Origin of the sequence: Parahaliea aestuarii (assembly GCF_008064635.1) — a bacterium.
GTDB classification, from domain to species: domain Bacteria; phylum Pseudomonadota; class Gammaproteobacteria; order Pseudomonadales; family Halieaceae; genus Parahaliea; species Parahaliea aestuarii.
On the sequence record NZ_VRYZ01000001.1, the window covers coordinates 478603 to 497439 of the forward strand.

17 protein-coding genes and 1 tRNA gene are annotated in these 18837 nt (G+C 57.8%); all 18 read left to right on the forward strand.

Annotated elements, in window-relative coordinates:
• Positions 1–55 precede the first annotated feature (55 nt).
• The 18 genes from ftsH to FVW59_RS02265 all read left to right on the forward strand — a co-directional run bounded on the left by ftsH (position 56) and on the right by FVW59_RS02265 (position 18836).
• The gene (gene ftsH, locus FVW59_RS02180; protein WP_148062584.1) at positions 56–1972 is read left to right on the forward strand and encodes an ATP-dependent zinc metalloprotease FtsH; all 1917 of its coding nucleotides are present in this window, start codon (positions 56–58) and stop codon (positions 1970–1972) included.
• Between the two features lie 15 nt (positions 1973–1987).
• Entirely contained in the window at positions 1988–2854 is an 867-nt protein-coding gene (folP, locus tag FVW59_RS02185) for a dihydropteroate synthase (RefSeq protein WP_246139597.1), read from the forward strand.
• A 23-nt stretch (positions 2855–2877) separates the two neighbouring features.
• On the forward strand, positions 2878–4224 hold the full coding sequence (glmM, locus tag FVW59_RS02190) for a phosphoglucosamine mutase (protein ID WP_148062585.1): 1347 nt from the start codon (positions 2878–2880) through the stop codon (positions 4222–4224).
• Between the two features lie 65 nt (positions 4225–4289).
• Positions 4290–5030 (forward strand): triose-phosphate isomerase, encoded by a 741-nt coding sequence (gene tpiA, locus FVW59_RS02195; RefSeq protein WP_148062586.1) that lies wholly within the window; start codon positions 4290–4292, stop codon positions 5028–5030.
• Between the two features lie 44 nt (positions 5031–5074).
• Entirely contained in the window at positions 5075–5461 is a 387-nt protein-coding gene (gene secG, locus FVW59_RS02200) for a preprotein translocase subunit SecG (RefSeq protein ID WP_148062587.1), read from the forward strand.
• Between the two features lie 20 nt (positions 5462–5481).
• Positions 5482–5567, forward strand: a tRNA-Leu gene (locus FVW59_RS02205).
• A 163-nt stretch (positions 5568–5730) separates the two neighbouring features.
• Positions 5731–6969, forward strand: a complete 1239-nt coding sequence (locus tag FVW59_RS02210; protein ID WP_148062588.1) for a tyrosine-type recombinase/integrase — start codon at positions 5731–5733, stop codon at positions 6967–6969.
• A gap of 99 nt (positions 6970–7068) precedes the next feature.
• Positions 7069–7851, forward strand: coding sequence for a hypothetical protein (locus FVW59_RS02215; protein ID WP_148062589.1), 783 nt, complete (start codon positions 7069–7071; stop codon positions 7849–7851).
• 151 nt (positions 7852–8002) lie between these two features.
• A complete protein-coding gene (locus FVW59_RS19815) occupies positions 8003–8179 on the forward strand; it encodes a helix-turn-helix transcriptional regulator (protein ID WP_246139627.1) in 177 nt (58 codons plus the stop codon).
• Positions 8176–9081 (forward strand): toprim domain-containing protein, encoded by a 906-nt coding sequence (locus tag FVW59_RS02225; protein WP_148062591.1) that lies wholly within the window; start codon positions 8176–8178, stop codon positions 9079–9081. The genes FVW59_RS19815 and FVW59_RS02225 overlap by 4 nt, the downstream gene beginning before the upstream one ends.
• Positions 9081–10553, forward strand: coding sequence for a YfjI family protein (locus tag FVW59_RS02230; protein ID WP_148062592.1), 1473 nt, complete (start codon positions 9081–9083; stop codon positions 10551–10553). The genes FVW59_RS02225 and FVW59_RS02230 overlap by 1 nt, the downstream gene beginning before the upstream one ends.
• Positions 10550–11086, forward strand: coding sequence for a hypothetical protein (locus FVW59_RS02235; protein ID WP_148062593.1), 537 nt, complete (start codon positions 10550–10552; stop codon positions 11084–11086). The genes FVW59_RS02230 and FVW59_RS02235 overlap by 4 nt, the downstream gene beginning before the upstream one ends.
• Complete coding sequence (locus FVW59_RS02240; RefSeq protein WP_148062594.1) at positions 11083–11499, forward strand: terminase small subunit; 417 nt, start codon at positions 11083–11085, stop codon at positions 11497–11499. Before FVW59_RS02235 ends, FVW59_RS02240 begins: the two co-directional genes overlap by 4 nt.
• A 243-nt stretch (positions 11500–11742) precedes the next feature.
• Positions 11743–11955, forward strand: a complete 213-nt coding sequence (locus FVW59_RS02245) for a helix-turn-helix domain-containing protein (RefSeq protein WP_148062595.1) — start codon at positions 11743–11745, stop codon at positions 11953–11955.
• Entirely contained in the window at positions 11952–12566 is a 615-nt protein-coding gene (locus FVW59_RS02250) for a DUF1819 family protein (protein WP_148062596.1), read from the forward strand. Before FVW59_RS02245 ends, FVW59_RS02250 begins: the two co-directional genes overlap by 4 nt.
• Positions 12563–13174 carry a DUF1788 domain-containing protein gene (locus tag FVW59_RS02255; RefSeq protein ID WP_246139598.1) on the forward strand — a complete coding sequence of 204 codons (612 nt, stop codon included), beginning with the start codon at positions 12563–12565 and terminating at the stop codon, positions 13172–13174. The genes FVW59_RS02250 and FVW59_RS02255 overlap by 4 nt, the downstream gene beginning before the upstream one ends.
• 26 nt (positions 13175–13200) lie before the next feature.
• A complete protein-coding gene (gene brxC, locus FVW59_RS02260) occupies positions 13201–16743 on the forward strand; it encodes a BREX system P-loop protein BrxC (protein WP_148062597.1) in 3543 nt (1180 codons plus the stop codon).
• Positions 16740–18836, forward strand: a complete 2097-nt coding sequence (locus FVW59_RS02265) for a RecQ family ATP-dependent DNA helicase (RefSeq protein WP_148062598.1) — start codon at positions 16740–16742, stop codon at positions 18834–18836. Before brxC ends, FVW59_RS02265 begins: the two co-directional genes overlap by 4 nt.
• Position 18837 lies beyond the last annotated feature (1 nt).

The window sequence follows — 18837 nt, forward strand, 5'->3', positions numbered from 1 at the left end:
CGGGCGCTGCAACCGGTGACGGCCTGACGTTGGTGAGGTAACCGCATTGAGTGATATGGCAAAAAATCTACTGCTTTGGTTGGTGATCGCCGCCGTCCTGTTGTCGGTGTTCAACAATTTCAATATGCAAAGTGCCACCGAGCAGGTGGGCTACTCGGAATTCATCCAGGAAATCCAGCAGGAACGGGTGAAGAAAGTCGTGGTCGACGGCCTCAACATCAGCGGTGAACGCTACGATGGCAGCCGTTTCGAAACCATTCGCCCGATGCTGGAAGATCCCAAGCTGATCGACGATCTGCTGGAACACCAGGTCGAGGTGGAGGGCCGCAAGCCCGAGCAGCAGAGCGTCTGGACCCAGTTGCTGGTCGCGTCCTTCCCCATTCTCATCATCATCGCGGTGTTCATGTTCTTCATGCGCCAGATGCAGGGCGGTGGCGGTGGCCGCGGCGGCCCCATGAGCTTTGGCAAGAGCAAGGCCCGCCTGTTGGGCGAAGACCAGATCACCACTACTTTTGCCGATGTGGCGGGCGTGGATGAGGCCAAGGAAGATGTCCAGGAACTGGTGGAGTTCCTGCGCGATCCCAGCCGCTTCCAGAAGCTCGGCGGGCGCATTCCCCGCGGCGTGCTGATGGTGGGCCAGCCCGGTACCGGTAAAACCCTGCTGGCCAAGGCCATTGCCGGTGAGGCCAAGGTACCCTTCTTCTCGATTTCCGGTTCCGACTTCGTGGAAATGTTTGTCGGCGTGGGCGCCTCCCGCGTGCGCGACATGTTCGAGCAGGCCAAGAAGCAGGCTCCCTGTATTATCTTCATCGACGAAATCGACGCCGTCGGCCGCCACCGTGGCGCCGGCCTGGGCGGCGGTCACGACGAGCGCGAGCAGACCCTGAACCAGTTGCTGGTGGAAATGGACGGCTTCGAGGTGAACGACGGCGTGATCGTCATCGCCGCCACCAACCGCCCCGATGTACTGGATCCGGCCCTGTTGCGCCCGGGCCGCTTCGACCGCCAGGTGGTGGTGGGGCTGCCGGATATTCGCGGTCGCGAACAGATCCTGAAAGTGCACATGCGCAAGGTGCCGTTGTCGGAAGACGTGGAACCGTCCAAGATCGCCCGCGGCACGCCCGGTTTCTCGGGTGCCGACCTCGCCAACCTGGTGAACGAAGCCGCCCTGTTTGCCGCTCGCGCCAATGTGCGCACCGTGGGCATGAACCAGTTCGAGTTGGCCAAGGACAAGATCATGATGGGCGCAGAGCGCAAGTCCATGGTCATGTCCGAGGACGAGAAGCGCAATACGGCCTACCATGAGGCCGGCCACGCCATTGTCGGTCGCCTGGTGCCGGAGCACGACCCGGTGTACAAGGTCAGTATCATTCCCCGCGGCCGCGCCCTCGGCGTGACCATGTTCCTGCCCGAGGAAGACCGCTACAGCCACAGCCGCCGCCATATCACCAGCCAGATCTGCTCCCTGTTCGGCGGCCGTATCGCCGAGGAAATGACCCTGGGCAAGGATGGCGTGACCACCGGCGCCTCCAATGACATCAAGCGCGCCACCGAGATCGCCCGCAAGATGGTGACCCAGTGGGGCCTGTCGGAAAAAATGGGTCCGCTGATGTACGACGAGGGCGACGAGGAAGTCTTTCTCGGCCGCAGTGCCACCCAGCACAACAACGGCATTTCCGGTGAGACCGCCAAGCAGATCGATCAGGAGGTGCGGCGCATCATCGACGAGTGCTATGCCACCGCCGAACGCCTGCTGGACGAAAACGTGGACAAGCTGCATGTAATGGCCGATGCCCTCATGCTCTACGAAACCATTGATGCCGATCAGATCGATGACATCATGTCTGGCAAGAAACCGCGCGAACCCCGCGACTGGGGTGGCAACAGCGGTGCCAGTAGCGGCGGTGCCGCGGCCAGCGATGTCAGTGACGAGCCGTCCACTCCCATCGGTGATCCCGCCAGCGAACACTGAGCGTCCGGCTTGATCATGCTCAACCCCTCCGGCCTGCCGCCCCTGCAATGTGGCGGCCGGACCCTCGACCGTTCCACCCCCCAGGTGATGGGCGTCGTCAATACCACCCCGGACTCCTTCTCCGACGGCGGCAGCCTGTACCAGGAGGGGCGCCTCGACCTCGATTCCGCCTTTGCCCGGGCCCGCGGCCTGTATGAACAGGGCGCCACCATTCTCGATATCGGCGGCGAATCAACGCGCCCCGGTGCCGCCCCGGTCAGTGAGGCGGAAGAACTGGAGCGCGTGGTGCCGCTGGTGCAGCGTATCGCCGCCGAACTCGACGTGGTGATTTCCGTCGATACCAGTTCTCCGGCGGTGATCCGTGAAGCCGTGGCGGCCGGGGCGGGCCTGATCAACGATGTGCGTGCGCTGGAGCGCCCCGGCGCCCTCGAGGCGGCCGCCGCCTCCGGCCTGCCGGTGTGCCTGATGCACATGCAGGGCCAGCCAGGCACCATGCAGGACCGCCCTGAGTACAGCGATGTCGTGGCAGAGGTGGCGGACTACCTCGCCGGGCGTCTGGCGGCCTGTGAGACGGCGGGTATCCCCCGCGAGCGGGTGCTGCTGGACCCCGGCTTCGGCTTCGGCAAGTCACTGCAGCACAATCTGCGGCTGCTGCAGCACCTGCCCCGCCTGCAGGCCCTGGGTGTGCCATTGCTGGTAGGGCTGTCGCGCAAATCTTTGATAGGCAAAATTATTGAGCGGGATGTCCATCAGCGCCTGGCGGCCAGCCTGGCGCTGGCGGTACTGGCCGTGGAGCGGGGCGCCTGGATCGTGCGCGCCCACGATGTTCGCGAAACCGCGGATGCCCTCGCCATGTGCCGCGCGCTGGCGACCCACACGTAATAAGTACAGAACTGGGAATGACCATGAGCAGGCAGTATTTCGGAACCGACGGCATTCGCGGCGAGGTGGGCAAGGCGCCCATCACGCCGGATTTCATGCTGAAACTGGGCTGGGCCTGCGGGCGGGTGTTTGCCCGCAATGGCAGCGATGGCCACAAGACGGTGATCATCGGCAAGGACACCCGCGTATCCGGCTACATGTTCGAGTCCGCACTTGAGGCGGGGCTGGTGGCAGCCGGGGTGGATGTGAAGCTGCTCGGCCCCATGCCGACCCCGGCGGTGGCCCTGATGACGCGCACCCAGAATGCGGTGGCCGGGATTGTTATCAGCGCCTCCCACAATCCCTTTTACGATAATGGCATCAAGTTCTTTTCGGCCGACGGAGCCAAGCTGCCGGACGCGGTGGAACTGGCCATCGAGGCGGAACTGGGCGAAGACCTGGTGGTGGTGCATTCCCGCGACATGGGCAAGGTGGTGCGGGTGGCGGATGCCGCCGGTCGCTACATCGAGTACTGCAAGTCCACCGTGCCGGATGACTTCAGTCTGCGCGGCCTGAAAATTGCCGTGGACTGTGCCCACGGCGCCACCTATCACATCGCCCCCAGTGTACTGTCCGAACTCGGCGCCGAGGTAGTGGCTCTCGGTGTGCAACCCGATGGCTTCAATATCAATCAGGGCGTGGGCTCTACAGACCCCGCCGCACTGGCGGCGCTGGTGCTGGAGCAGGGCGCCGATCTCGGCATTGCCTACGACGGCGACGGCGACCGGGTGCTGTTTGTGGACGGCAACGGCGAACTGGTGGACGGTGACGAGTTGCTCTATATCATTGCGCGCCATCGCCTGATGCGCGGCCAGGCCGACGCCGGCGTGGTGGGCACACTGATGTCCAACCTGGGGCTGGAACTGGCCCTGCGCGATCTCGACCTGCAGCTGGTGCGGGCCAAAGTCGGCGACCGCTACGTGAAGGAGCTGATGGAGCAACACGGCTGGAAGCTCGGTGGCGAGTCCTCTGGCCACATAATCTGTGCCGACCACACCACCACCGGCGATGGTATCGTCGCCTCCCTGCAGGTGCTGACAGCGCTGCAGGAGGCCGCTACCGACCTGTCCACCCTGCGCCGGGGCATGACCAAGTGCCCCCAGACCATGATCAATGTGCGGGTTAGCGGCAGGGTGGATCTGGCTGCGTTTCCGGCCGTGGCCGAGGCCGTGGCCGAAGTTGAGCGCACGCTGGCGGGCCGCGGCCGCGTGCTGCTGCGCTCCTCCGGTACCGAGCCACTGGTGCGGGTGATGGTGGAAGGCCAGGACGGCGAGGAAGTCGCTGCGCTTTGCGGCCAGCTGGCCGAGCGTGTTCAGTTGGCATTGAGCTAAGGGTTTACTTGTGTCCGGCGGGTATCTTAGGTAGGATTGCCGCCGTTTTCGCACCGGGGTAAATGATGCGTCGTCCACTCGTTATTGCAAACTGGAAGATGCACGGCTCGCGGTCCAGCGTCGCCACTCTGATGGCCGGGTTGCTGGAGCGGATCGACGAAGCGCGCGCCGACATTGCCCTCTGCCCGGGCTTTGTGCATTTGGCGCAGGTGGTTGACGCCTGCGACGGCAGCGCCATTGCCGTGGGAGCCCAGGATTGCAGTCACATGCACGAGGGCGCCTACACCGGCGAGGTGGCACCGGACATGCTGGTGGATATCGGCTGTGAGTGGGTTTTGCTCGGCCACTCGGAGCGGCGCCAGTACCATGACGAATCGGACAGGCTGATCGCGGCGAAACTGGCCGCGGCGGTGGAAGCGGGGTTGCAACCGGTGCTGTGTATCGGCGAAACCCAGGAGCAGCGCGAAGACGGTGAGGCCTTTACCGTGGTAGCCCGGCAGTTGCAGGGCGCCCTCGCGGAGCAGTCTTCACTGGCGGGGCTGGTTATCGCCTACGAGCCGGTGTGGGCCATCGGTACCGGACTCACTGCGAGCCCGGAACAGGCCCAGGAAATGCACGGTTACATCCGTGAACGGCTGGCTGAGGCAGGCTGGGTAGATGCCGCCGAGGTACGCCTGTTGTACGGCGGCAGCGTCAAGGCGGCCAATGCCGCGTCGCTGTTTGCGCAGCCGGATATCGACGGCGCCCTGGTGGGCGGTGCGTCGCTGGACAGCGCGGAATTCGCGAATATTGTTGCCGCGGCCTGAGGCCGGGGCCGGGAAGAGATACTGCCCGAGAGGGCAAGGAAACTATGGAACAGATTATTCTGATCGTTCACCTGCTGGTTGCTCTGGCCATTATCGGCCTGATCATGCTGCAGCAGGGCAAGGGAGCCGACATGGGCGCGTCGTTTGGCGCCGGTGCCTCCCAGACGCTGCTTGGCAGTGCCGGCAGTGGCAACGTGCTGACCAAGGCCACTGCCTGGCTGGTCGTACTGTTCTTCGCCTCCAGTTTTGGCCTCGCCCTGCTGGCCACGCAGAGAACCGCGTCAGTCGACGACCTCGGCCTTGCGCTGCCACCCGCTGCCGAGCAACAGGCAGCCCCGGCCACCGACGCGCCGGACTCCGACCTGCCGCAGGTGAATGACGAAGTCCCGGAATTCGAAGCCGCCCCGGAGGGGGACGTTCCGGAACTGTAAGCAGTACCCACCCGTTTTATGCCGAAGTGGTGGAATTGGTAGACACGCTATCTTGAGGGGGTAGTGAGCTATGCTCGTGCGGGTTCAAGTCCCGCCTTCGGCACCATATCAAAGGTCACGGTTGTCCGCTGAAGTCCGGTAACCGTTGATTTAAAAAGGATTTATTCGATCCTTAAGTCCAGTGAAGACCGCTGGTCACCATTGCAAACCACGCAAAACCTGAGTAACTTCCTGAGTAACCAAGCTGATGGTTACTCAGGATGCAGGTTATGGCGGAACGGAAACCCCTCACCCACGCCCGGCAGGCGGAAACCGCCAAGCCCGAGTCCAGGCCCTATACCCTGAATGCAGGAGACGGGCTATTCCTCAAGGTGATGCCCAACGGCACCAAAAAGTGGATGTGGCGCTACTTCTTCCTGAAGAAGGCCAAGTCCCTGTCTTTGGGCCTGTATCCCGCTGTGGGCCTTGCTGAGGCCAAGGAGGCCCGGGACGCTGCTCGTAAGCTGTTGGCCCGTGGTGAAGACCCCAGCCAGCGCAGAAAGGAAGAAAAGGCTGCGACGCTCTCCGCACATGAGAATAATTTCAAGGCGGTGGCGGAAATGTGGCTGTCGCGACAGACTGACAAGGCCGAATCCACCCGAAAGAAGTCCGCCTGGCTGCTCAGTTTCCCCATAGCCGATTTTGGCGACCGCCCGATCACGGCGGTCACGCCAAAGATGGTGCTGGATACCTGCAGAAAGTACGAGAGCCAGGACAAGCTCGAGACGGCCAAACGGATAAGAGTTAAGTGCAGCCAGGTGTTTCGCTTCGCAGTTGCCTCAGGAATCGCTGAGAGTGACCCTACGAGGGATATTAACGATGCACTGAAGCCCCCCCAGGTCAAACATCGGGCTGCGATCACTGACCCAGCCAAGGTTGGTCAGTTGCTTTTGGATATAGACGCCTACTCGGGCACACCGCAGGTCATTGCTGCTCTCAAACTGTCACCTTTGATCTTTGTCAGGCCCGGGGAGCTGAGATCTGCTCGTTGGGAAGATGTTGACCTCGACGCAGCGGAATGGCGCTACACCCCGTCAAAGACCCAAAACCAGACCGGTGTAAACCTGATTGTCCCACTATCCCGGCAGGCTGTGGCAATCCTCGAGGCTTTGAAGCCGGTCACCGGAGCGAGGGAGTTTGTCTTCTTTAACTATGGGAAAGAAAGACACCTTTCGGAAGGGGCGGTGCTCAGTGCCCTTCGGCGCATGGGCTATGACGGCGATACGATGTCGGGGCATGGTTTCCGCGCATTGGCCAAAACCATCATGCTGGAAGCGCTGAAACTACCGGACCAGTATATCGAGCTCCAGTTAGGCCACCGTATAAAAGACCCGAATGGCGGCGCGTACCACCGGGCAAAATTTTTGGACGACAGGAAGCAGATGATGCAGACATGGGCTGATTATCTGGACACTCTGAAAGCACAGGCTGACGGTGAGAATGTGGTGGTGGGCCAGTTTCGTCAATAATTGAATCACTGCGTAGAGCGTAGTCGTAACCTCCGAGCAGTCGCGAGGTTGGCTGCTTGGTGCAGCAACTTTTCATTGCGGGCACAGCGGGAGGTGCGTATGGGCGAGAAACGGTTGCCTGATCCATCGTTTTTCACAATCGAGCAATTAGCCGAGTATTGGAGGGTCCCAGGCGCTACGGTCGCGGACTATCTGATGGAGCAACACCTAAGGCCAGCACTCAGACCGGCTGACCCTCCACATGTTCATGCTCTAGATATTTCCCTGACGCTGCAAACGGACGAGGATGATTGGACTAGCGGCCACGAATTGCCAATACGCATGCATACGGCAATCAGCGCCCGAGTTTCGGGTGCTCCAATTGCTCCCTCGGAGTGGGTGTATTTCGACCTGACTAGCGCCACGGCAATGAGTAGAGATGACTCCAAAGAGCTTTATGCGGTGCTATCAACACGTCGGGCCGTCGATGAGGAAGCGACTGAAAGACTGTTGAGCGCGCCCTTCATGCTCTTTGACGGAAGACCGGTAGAGGTTTTGGTGGAGGTTCTTCTGGGCGTCGCTGACCCCACCCCTGACTACCTCGACGAAATTTGGATTGATAGCACTGCAACCTTCATCATTCCGTTAGAGGAGGTGAGACGTTTTGAGACCAACCGGGGCGCCGATATATTCCACACCATTAAACCTGAAACACAACAGGCCTGGCTGGTGAATCGTTTGGAAAGGGCCGGGGTAGATCCTAAGGCAGTGCCTCGACAGCGGGGAGGTAAGCGCGGGCTGAAAGCCGAGATGAAATCCGCTGCGCTTCAGGAGCGCCCTGACCTGTTCACTTCAGACTCATTTGACCATGTATGGAAAAAGCTACCTAAGATAGATCCGTAACGTAGGCAACCACCGTGGGCAAAACTTGCCCAGGTGCCCACGTAGACTGCCCACGGTAGCTGCGCGCAACAATCCGCCGTAAATCCACTGACCACCACGGAGTTACGGCATGAACCACCCCCCTAAACTTGGCCCTGTCGAACTATGGCGCATGAAGCGCTTGGAGGAGACAACTGGCCTGAAACAATCCCGACTGTACGAGCTTGTCTCTGAAGGTGCTTTCCCGCCGCCGGTGAAGCTGGGTCGGGCTAGCGCCTGGGTTTCTACCGAAGTACAGCAATGGATCGCAGATCGCATTGCTGAACGTGATGGAGGGACCCCGGAATGAATCAGATCTCCAGTACCTCCGGGGCAGACCCAGTACGCAGCTTTGCTGACGCGGTATTTAGTGAAATCGGGGCCGTGCTTGATCCGGTCCCGGATGGAAAGATTCACCGTTTCGATTGCCCGCATGGCAAGAAGGGTAACAAAGCCGGCTGGTACGCTCTATTCCTGGATCAGAATCCCGGAGGTGTCTTCGGCAACTGGCGCACGGGTGTAACGCGTACCTGGCGCCATGACCATGGGGATCCGGTCGGGTTTTCGGAATTCTCAACCACCAGCTCGGCGATCGAGGCCGCTAATCGCAAACGCGAACTGGAACGGACCCGCGCACGGGCAGGCGCCGCATGCATGGCGAAAGGTCTCTGGCGGAAGGCTGGCATGGCTACCACCGCTCACCCCTATCTCCAGAAGAAAAACATTCCCGCGTTTTGCCTTCGTCAACTCGGTGACCGTCTGCTGATCCCGCTGCGCACGGTGACGGGTGAGATGGTTAATCTCCAGCAAATATATCCCGATGGCACCAAACGGTTTCTGAAGGGAGGCCAGTTGTCGGGAACCTTTGCACTGTTCGGTCGTGAGCTGCCGATGACTGGCGATCTGTATATCTGCGAGGGCTGGGCGACAGCGGCGACCATAGCTTGCACACTCCGTCTGCCCGTTGTGGCTGCCATGACTGCTGGCAACCTGAATAAGGTTGCGAATGCTATCCGTGCCATCCATCCCGCGCTAACCCTGGTGATTGCCGCCGACGATGACCACGCTACGCACGGTAACCCCGGGATGACCCAGGCCGCGGAGGCGGCTCGTGCGGTAAATGGTGTAATGACCTGGCCTACTACTTGCCGGCAAAAGGGCTGCACCTGCACAGACTTCAATGATGTCGCCAACTGCAGGAGGGTGCCCTGATGGCTCACTCCAATCTGGCGCAGGACCTGCGACCCAAGCCCACGCCCCATGATCTTGAGCTGCCTACCCTGCCCGACGTGATCGACCGGGCAGGTTATCCACTGGAGGCACTGGGGGAGCTATTGGGTAGTACCGCCCGCGCTATCGCCACCACCATGCAGGCGCCGCCCGAGATCGCCGCCCAGGCTGTGCTATCTGTCGCTGCCTTCGCAGCGCAAGACAAGGCCGATGTAGTGATGGACGGGCGCATTTATCCGCTTTCGCTGTTCATGCTGACCGTGGCGGAATCCGGTGACCGTAAAAGTGCGTGTGATCGAGTGGCCAGCCGCCCCCTGGAGCAATGGCAACGGGAACGCGCCCTGGACTACCGCGCCGAGCTCAAGCAATACCACGATGAAAAGGCTGTCTATGACGCTACCCACCGGCAGCTAGTCAACGACAAGAAAAAGACGCCCGGGGAGAAGGCCATAGCGCTAGCCGGGCTGGTACCGCCGGTGGTGCCGCCTGAGCCTATTGTGATTGCCCAGGAACCCACCCTGGAGGGTTTGCAACGTTCATTCCGTCGCGGCAGGCCCAGTCAAGCCCTGTTCAGCGATGAGGGCGGGCAGTTCTTTGGTGGGCATGCGATGAGTCCCGACAACGCCCTGAAAACCATTGCGGGACTGTCAAAGTACTGGGATGGCGCCGCGATATTTCGCACCCGCGCCGCGGATGGTGAAACGTCTGCAATGTTCGGGCGCCGGCTGTCTATTCACCTGCAAGTGCAACCCCGTGTCGCTGCTGGTGTGCTGTCGGATCGAATGCTGTTGGAACAGGGACTGTTGGCCCGCTTCTTGGTCGCCGAGTCTCGCACTCTGGCCGGATCGCGCCTATACAAGCCGGAGGACGCCAACCAGCACCCCGCTGTGGTCCGCTTCCACCAGCGTATTGTCGAGTTGTTGGAGTATGAACCTTGCACCGGTGAGGATGGCGGCCTGGAGTTACCACAACTGCGCCCCGACGATAACGCTACCGCCCTGTGGGTGGACAGCTATAACCGCACGGAGGTGGCCCAGGCACGGGGGGCGCTGTTGGAGATCGTCAAGCCTGATGCCAGCAAGGCCGCTGAACAGGCCTTGCGCCTTGCAGGAGTGTTCGCCGTCCTGGAGGAGACCCAAGCTATTACACAGGAGCAAATGGGTCGCGCATGGAACCTGGCTACTTACTACCTGCAAAACGCCCTGCGGGCCGCACAATTGGCAGAACAGGATCACGCCCACCGGCAGGCCCGTGAGCTGTTGGATTGGCTGAAGGCCGAACCGGGCGCCCGGGCAACGATAGATCACATGCAAAAGCGACTGCCCCTCAAGCTGCGCAAAAAGGTGGCTGACCTGCGGGCATTGTTGGCGCTCCTGGAGGGCGCCGCCGCAGTGCGTGTGATTGGACATAACGCACGTGGCCTTGGGAGCGCCTGGGAGGTAGTGCCGGGATGAATCTGGCGGAGATACTGGGGCTGAAAACGTGGAATCCGCAGCCACCCCCTGCGGAAACTGCGGATTCTGCGGAAACCGCACAACCACGAGACTCGGAGATTCCGCAGACCCCAGCGGAAAACTGCGGAAAAGAGCCCGCGGCACACGGAATCCGCAGAAACCCGCAATCACCTGAGGAAAGCGAAACCCGCACCATTACTGGGGTACAAGCGAAATCCGCAAATCCGCACAATCCGCAGACCCTGCCGGGGGTCACGGAGCAGGCGCTGCCTGTCACCCGGGAGCACTTCAACAGCCAGGGAGTCTACCTGCTGGCCGATGACCTTGCTTACCTGCGCTGGCACCTGCCGACGGGAACTTCTGCCCGCAATGCTGCCGTGCGCGAGTACGTACGCCGCTGGCATGAAGCAATGGAAGGGGAGCCGGTAGAGTACCGGAAGGACAATGCCGGGAGGCGAGCTGCTAACACCTGGTTGCGCTCGCAGTATCACTTAAGGGGTGCAAACAGGGCTGACAGAAAGGTTGAGTTATGACAAGTCCAGCGCTAACGCACAAACAGATGATATTTGTGGAGACCTATATTCAGAACGGAGGGAACGGCACCGCTGCAGCCCGGGCAGCTGGATATAGGGGGACAGCCGCCACCCTTGGGGCCGTTGCGCACGAAAACCTGAAAAAACCTAATATTCAATCCGAGATTTCCCGCCGGCAGAAGGAAATCCGCCATCAACTGGAGATTTCGACTCAGGCAAAGCGAGAGCAGTTATGGGCAATCGCCCAAGAGGCGGCCAGTCTGCACGAGGTGAATCGCCTGGTTGAGGAATCGACGATGCAGGACGGTGTAGTCGTAAGGACCATTACCGTTGTCTTGACGCCATTTGATCCCAAAGTGGCTATCAGAGCCATCCATGAACTAAACCTGATGGATGGCGATTGCCCCGGTTAACCTCAATCGGCCGTGGCTCCATCGACATTCTTCGAACCGTTGTTCAAATAGTGATCAGGTCAGGCAGCTGGAATCTGCCCTTGCTGTCGGCTAATCGGTCCAGATCGGCAGAGATCGGTTTACATCAGCAGAATTGATCGTATAGTTTGTTGTGTTTTCTTGGGTAGAGCGCTACCTGTTCCCGCTGGGCGTGCTGGTGTCAGGCACATGGCTCGTCCCATTTATTTACCCGGAGCTTGATAAATGGCCGAGATGGAAGATCGCTGGTTATCGATCAGCGAGATCTGTACCCACCTTGGGGTCAGCAATGACACTGTGTACAAGTGGATCGACAAGCATGACATGCCGGCTCACCGTATGGGTCGGCTCTGGAAATTCAAGAAAGACGAAGTAGATGAGTGGGTGAAGGCGGGTGGAGCCGCTGAGACCTTGCAACGGAACCCTGATCGCGAATGAGCAATGACAAATACTTGATGTCATTCACCGTTGGTGGGTTGTTCCATCGCGAGTCCCTATTGCTCTCCAGCCAGTTCTTCGAGCTGGGTGATTGGGACATTGTCCGTAAGAGGGTCACCGCTGAAAACCTGTTACAGGCCAGGACGGTGAGTGCTCTCAAGCGCAGTTGCCGCGAGGCTGTCTTTCGCCTCAGGACGTTAACTGAAAAGGAACTTGAATTCCTTGTTGAGGGAAGCCATCAGGAGCAAGGCTATTTACTATGGATCGCTATTTGCCGCCGGTACAAATTTGTCGCTGAATTCGCCGTCGAGGTACTTCGAGAAAGCTTTCTCACCTTAAAAAATGACCTGACTTATGAAGATTTTGATTCCTTTTTTAACCGGAAATCCGAGTGGCATTTGGAGCTGGAAAAGATCACACCGGCTACACGAGGAAAATTGCGGCAGGTCCTGTTCAGGATGCTCCGCGAGGCAGATCTACTAACGGCCGGTAACATGATACAAGCGGCCATGCTTAGCCCGGGGCTATTGGAACTGATCTATCAAGCCAACCGCGGAGAAGTATTGTACTTTCCTGTCTTTGAATCTGAACTCACGGAGGTGAAGCGGTGACGCAAGATATAGCTCGGTTGCCGATGCAAGACCGATTTCAACATCTCCTTGCTGTCATCTCAGGTCAGCGGTTTCTGAACAAGCAAGGCCTTGGAAACGAGGTTCCGTTTTTCATCTGTCCCTTCAAACCTGAAGAGGCTGTTGAAATGGAGCGGCTCCAGCGGCAATTGATTAATCGCCTTGAACAGGTCGGTGTCCGCGTTCTGGAAATCAATCTGTACGACCTTTCGATAGAAATCCTCAAAGAGCGAGACATCTGGGAGCAGATTCTCGAAATGGAGAATTCGGTCACCAAAGAGCAACTTAAGGAGCTTTTGCAGGGGGTGCTGGATCCCGCAGCACACCTTGTGCCAGCTATTGCGGCCAGGTTGGAAAGTACCGGGTTTGAGGTTCTTTTTCTGTCCGGCGTAGGCGAAGTATTCCCTTATATTCGCTCGCACAACGTCTTGAACAACTTGCAGAGAGCTGCCAAAGAAAAGCCGACTGTCATGTTTTTCCCGGGTGACTACGGTCACTCGCTTGAGTCGGGTGCATCGCTCGATCTGTTCGGGAAACTGCACGACGACAAGTACTACCGAGCATTCAATATCTTCCACTGTGAAGCCTGATACCAATTACACGAGCCGAGGGAAGCGTGAAGACTCTTAAGACTATATTCAACAAGCCAGTTGACCGCCCAATTGAAGGGGTTATCAAAGCAGACGATGAAGCCAGCCTTCGACTTGAGATGGAAGAGTACGTACTGACCAATGAGGTCGAGAAGCGTCTTGAGTCATTTCTGGATGCCTACAATAATTATGAAGGCGCTAATGGCGTATGGGTTTCCGGCTTTTTCGGGTCCGGTAAATCCCACCTGCTGAAGATGTTGGCGCTGCTGCTCGAGAACCGTCAAGTCGACGGAACCTCGGCGCTTGATCTGTTCCTGCCAAAGTGTGGTGAGAACGAGATATTGCGTGGCGATCTCAAGCGAGCGGTCTCAATTCCCTCGAGAAGTATTCTCTTCAACATTGACCAGAAAGCCGATGTCATCAGCAAGACTCAGTTTGATGCGCTCCTCTCCGTGTTCATCAAAGTTTTTGATGAGATGTGTGGTTATTACGGCAAGCAAGGGCATATTGCCCAGTTCGAGCGCGACCTCGACAGCCGTGGTCTCTATGAAGAATTCAAGTTGGCCTATGAAGCCATCGCGGGCAGGACATGGCATAAGGGGCGTGAGCAGGCCCTGCTTGAGGCGAAAAATATAGCTAAAGCGTATGCCGAGGTAACGAGTGATGACGAGGCCTCGGTGATGGGGATACTCGATAAGTACCGCAGCCAGTACAGTGTATCCATCGAAGACTTTGCCGATCAGGTTAAAGCCTTCATCGATCAGCAGCCATCGGAATTTCGGTTGAACTTTTTCGTCGATGAGGTTGGCCAGTACATCGCCAAGAACGAAAAACTGATGACTAACTTGCAAACCATCGCTGAAAGTCTGGCTACAAAATGTAGAGGTTCTGCATGGATTGTCGTGACCGCCCAGGAAGATATGGGGACGGTGCTTGGTGAGATGGACAAACAACAAGGCGATGACTTCACCAAGATTCAGGCCCGATTCGCCAATCGCATGAAACTGACCAGTGCTGATGTGGCGGAGGTTATCCAGAAACGTCTGCTCTTGAAGACCGAGGATGGAGTGGGCCTCCTGTCTGACATCTATCACGCCCAGTCCAACAATTTTAAAACCCTGTTCGACTTTGCGGACGGCTCGCAAACCTACCGTAATTTTCAGGACCGAGAACACTTCATTCACAGCTATCCATTTATTCCGTATCAGTTCGCGCTGTTCCAGTCGGCAATTCAGAATCTGTCGCAGCACAATGCCTTCGAGGGGAAGCACAGCTCGGTAGGCGAGCGTTCCATGCTGGGAGTGTTCCAGCAGGTGGCCATCCATATTGGGGAGCATGAAATCGGACAGCTGGCCACTTTCGACCTCATGTTCGAAGGTATCCGCACCGCCCTGAAGTCCAATATTCAGCGAGCCATTATTCAGGCCGAACAACACCTGGATGGACCTTTTGCGATCCGGCTACTGAAATCACTGTTTCTCGTCAAATACGTCAAGGAGTTCAAGCCGACCGTCCGCAATTTGTGTGTGCTGATGCTCGACGGTTTCAATCAGGACTTGCCTGCACTGCGCAAGCGAGTCGAAGAGGCGCTCAGCCTCCTGGAGCAACAGACCTATGTGCAGAGGAATGGCGAACTCTACGAATATCTTACTGACGAAGAGAAGGATGTAGAGCAGGAAATCAAGAACACGGACGTAGAGACTGCAGACGTTGCTGCAGAGCTCGAGAAAATCGTATTTGACCATGTCATAAAGCATCGAAAGATTCGCTACGAGAGTTCCTCTACCGGCGGGCAAGGTCAGGACTACCCTTATTCCAGGAAACTCGACGATCGTCTGTATGGCCGCGAGCAGGAGCTGGCCATTAATGTCATTAGTCCTTTCCATGAGCATGCAGATAATGAGCCGATGCTCAGGACCAACTCCACCTACAAAGCAGATGAGTTGTTTGTCTACATGCCTGCTGACGATCGTCTTGTTCGCGACCTTCTCATGTACAAGCGCACAGAGAAGTATATTCGTCAGAATATGTCGATCACTCAGCAGGAAGCGGTTAAGCGTATTTTGACCGATAAGGGGTTCCAGAACCGAGAACGGTACGCAGAGTTACAGAAACGGGTCCAGGATCTGCTAGTGAAAGCCAAATTGTTAGTGGCGGGCGCAGACATCGAGATCGGTTCGGAAGATGCGCAGTCGCGCGTGGTGCGTGGCTTCCACGAGTTGATTACGCGTGCTTATCCAAATCTCGGCATGCTCCGTGGTGTTGCCTACACCGAGGATATGGTCAGTACGATTTTGCAAGGCAAGAAGGGAACGCTATTTGGTACTGACTCCACGGCATTGGCCGAGTCCGAGCAGGAGATACTTGCCTTCATACAGAGCAACAATCGGGGTGGCGTGCGGACAACGCTGAAGAGCGTGCTGGAGAAATTCGAGCGCAAACCCTACGGATGGTATTACGCGGCCATGCTTTGCACGCTGGCGAACCTCTGTGCCCGCGGCAAGGTGGAGGTGCGCAGTAATGGCAACCTGCTTGAAGAGGGCGAGCTCGAGCGGGCGCTGCGCAACACCCATGGACACGGCAATGTGGTGTTGGAGCCCCAGGTCGAGTTTACCGCGTCGCAGGTACGTGCCCTCAAGGAGTTCTTTGAAGACTTTTTTGATACGCCCCCCGCTGCGAGTGAAGCTAAGGCTCTGGGCAAGGAAGTCGGCATCGCGCTTCAGGAACTCACCCATCAGCTCGCCCCGCTGGCAGCACAGGCATCCCAGTACCCCTTTCTTAATACGTTGGTACCAGTGCTCGAGAAGCTCGAGGAGCTGAATGGCAAGCCCTACGCCTGGTATCTAACTGAACTCCTCCGCCAGGAAGACGCGCTACTCGATATGAAGGAGGGCGTTATTGACCCCGTCCGCAAATTCATGAGTGGCACGCAAAAGGATATATACAATCAGTCGAAGTCCTTCATAGAGGCTCAAGAACCAAATTTCTCATACATCGACCTGGAGGAAATCGACCGAATTCGTTCGGCTCTGAGTGATCCCGCTTGCTTCAAAGGTAACCAGATTCAGTTGCTGAAAAGCGACCTCGACGCGGCAAAGGCGCGCCTCGATGACGCGATACAGAAGGCGCGTTCCGATGCACTCCAGGTGCTGCAAAGCATGCAGTCCCGTATGCAGAGCATGGATGAGTATAAGGCCCTGCCTGAAGTCAGGAGGGAAGAGGTCGATAAGCCCTACCGCGATCTTGCCGAAGATATAGCCCGGCAACACCTGATAGCCGTTGTGAACGACAGGTTGCGGTACTTCGAGGATACGGGGTATCAGAAGGTCCTGGCAAAAATGGTTGAGTTGGCTAGCCCAAAGCCAAAAGAGACTCCAGGGTCGCAGCCATCGGATGACCGTCCTCCTGAAGTTGATGAGCCGATCCTTGAATATGTCCAGGCCCGCAAAATTCGTGTCCCCTACGACAAGGCCTGGCTGGCGAGTGAAGAAGATCTCGACAATTACCTTAAAGTACTAAGACAACAATTGTTAAACGAACTGGCCCAGGGAAAGCGCATACAAGTATGAGCAAACAGGATGCTGAACGTCTTTTACAGCAGGCGCTGAGAAGCCCGGCGGCTCAATTCAGAGATGGTCAATGGGAAGCCATTGATGCCCTGGTAAATCAGCGGAAGAAGCTCCTGGTAGTCCAGCGGACCGGTTGGGGGAAAAGTTCTGTCTATTTTATAGCCACCCGGCTGCTGCGTGATAAGGGTTTTGGCCCCACGATCATCATTTCCCCCCTGCTGGCATTAATGCGGAACCAGATTGAGGCGGCAGAGCGATTGGGTATCCGCGCCATTACCATGAATTCCACCAACAGCAAACAGAATGCTGAACTTACCCGGAAAGTGCTGAGCGATCAGATCGATTGCCTGTTGATCTCGCCAGAGCGACTGGCTAACGAGCGTTTCGCAGAGGAGGTATTAGAACCTATTGCGGAGCGAATCGGCTTGTTGGTCGTGGATGAAGCCCACTGTATTTCTGATTGGGGCCACGATTTCCGGCCGGACTATCGCCGATTACTCAATATTCTGCGCCAGATGCCGCCGAACATGCCAGTACTGGGTACGACGGCGACTGCAAACGACCGGGTAATCCAGGACGTAGTTGATCAACTGGGTGATATTGAGGTGATGCGTGGTCCCCTGGTGCGAGAAAGCCTGGCCCTGCAAACCACCACATTGCCCGATCAGGCAAGCCGTCTGGCGTGGCTAGCCCAGACCATTCCGACGCTGAACGGTGCTGGCATCGTTTATGTTCTCACCAAGCGCGATGCAGAACAGGTGAAGGAGTGGCTCGTCAGTCAGGGTATTGACGCCCAGGCCTATTACAGCGGTATTGAGGATGAGAATTTTAACGATACCAACGAATACCGTGAGCACCTCGAAGACTTGTTGCTTAATAACCGACTGAAGGTGCTGGTGGCGACCCCTGCGCTTGGAATGGGTTACGACAAACCCGATCTTACCTATGTATTTCACTACCAGGCGCCGGGCTCTATCGTCGCTTATTACCAGCAGGTGGGGCGGGCAGGCAGGGGCATCGACCAGTCTTTTGGGGTTCTGCTCTCTGGTACTGAAGACGAGCAAATTCATGACTTCTTCCGTCGCTCGGCGTTCCCGAGTGAGAAGCAGGTCAATCTGCTGTTGGCAACGCTGGAGGATTCTGATGGTTTTTCTGTACCAAAACTCCAGGAGTTGCTCAACTTGCGTCAGGGCCAGATCGAAAAAGTGCTCAAGTTCCTGAGTGTCGAGAGTCCGGCGCCCATCTACAAGGATGGCTCGAATTGGGTGAGGACCGCTGTGCCCTATCAGCTGGATCACGACAAAATCGCCCGTCTTACGGCCCAGCGGGAAGTCGAATGGCGCGAGATTGGGGAGTACATCGACACAGAGGGTTGCCTCATGGAGTATCTCCGTAATGCGCTTGATGACCCCCACTCCCAACCATGCGGTAAATGTGCCAATTGTCTTGATGAACCAATCTTCCCCGAGAGCGTTGATCGCACCCGGGTGATCACTGCAGCGCAGTTTATCAAGCAGTCCGAGCTGATTTTTAAACCCAGGATTCAAGTGGCTGCCGGCGCTTTCCCCCAGTACGGCTTCAGGGGCAACCTCCCCCCTGAGCTTCGGGCATCCGAAGGCAGAATTCTTAGCCGTTGGGCTGACGCTGGCTGGGGGGGGATGGTGGAGGAGGACAAGCACAATGGCTTCTTCCGGGATGAACTCGTAGAGGCCACGGCGGAGATGATCAGCCTTCGCTGGCGGCCCACCCCCGAGCCGCTGTGGGTCACCTGTGTACCGTCGCTGAATCATCCAGACCTGGTGCCACACTTTGCTCAAAGACTTGCGGAGAAACTGGGCCTGCCGTTTTGTCCGGTTATCACCAAGGTACTGGACAATCGGCCGCAAAAGTTCCAGAACAACCGTTTTCACCAGTGCCGAAATCTGGATGGGGTATTCTCGATTGAGGAAGGCATACCAGAGGGGCCGGTATTGTTGGTTGATGATGTGATAGATTCCGGTTGGACAGTCACGGTACTGGCTGCCTTGCTCCGGCAGCAATCTGGCGGGGAGGTCTATCCTGTCGCACTGGCCTCGTCGGCGACAGGGGATTAGC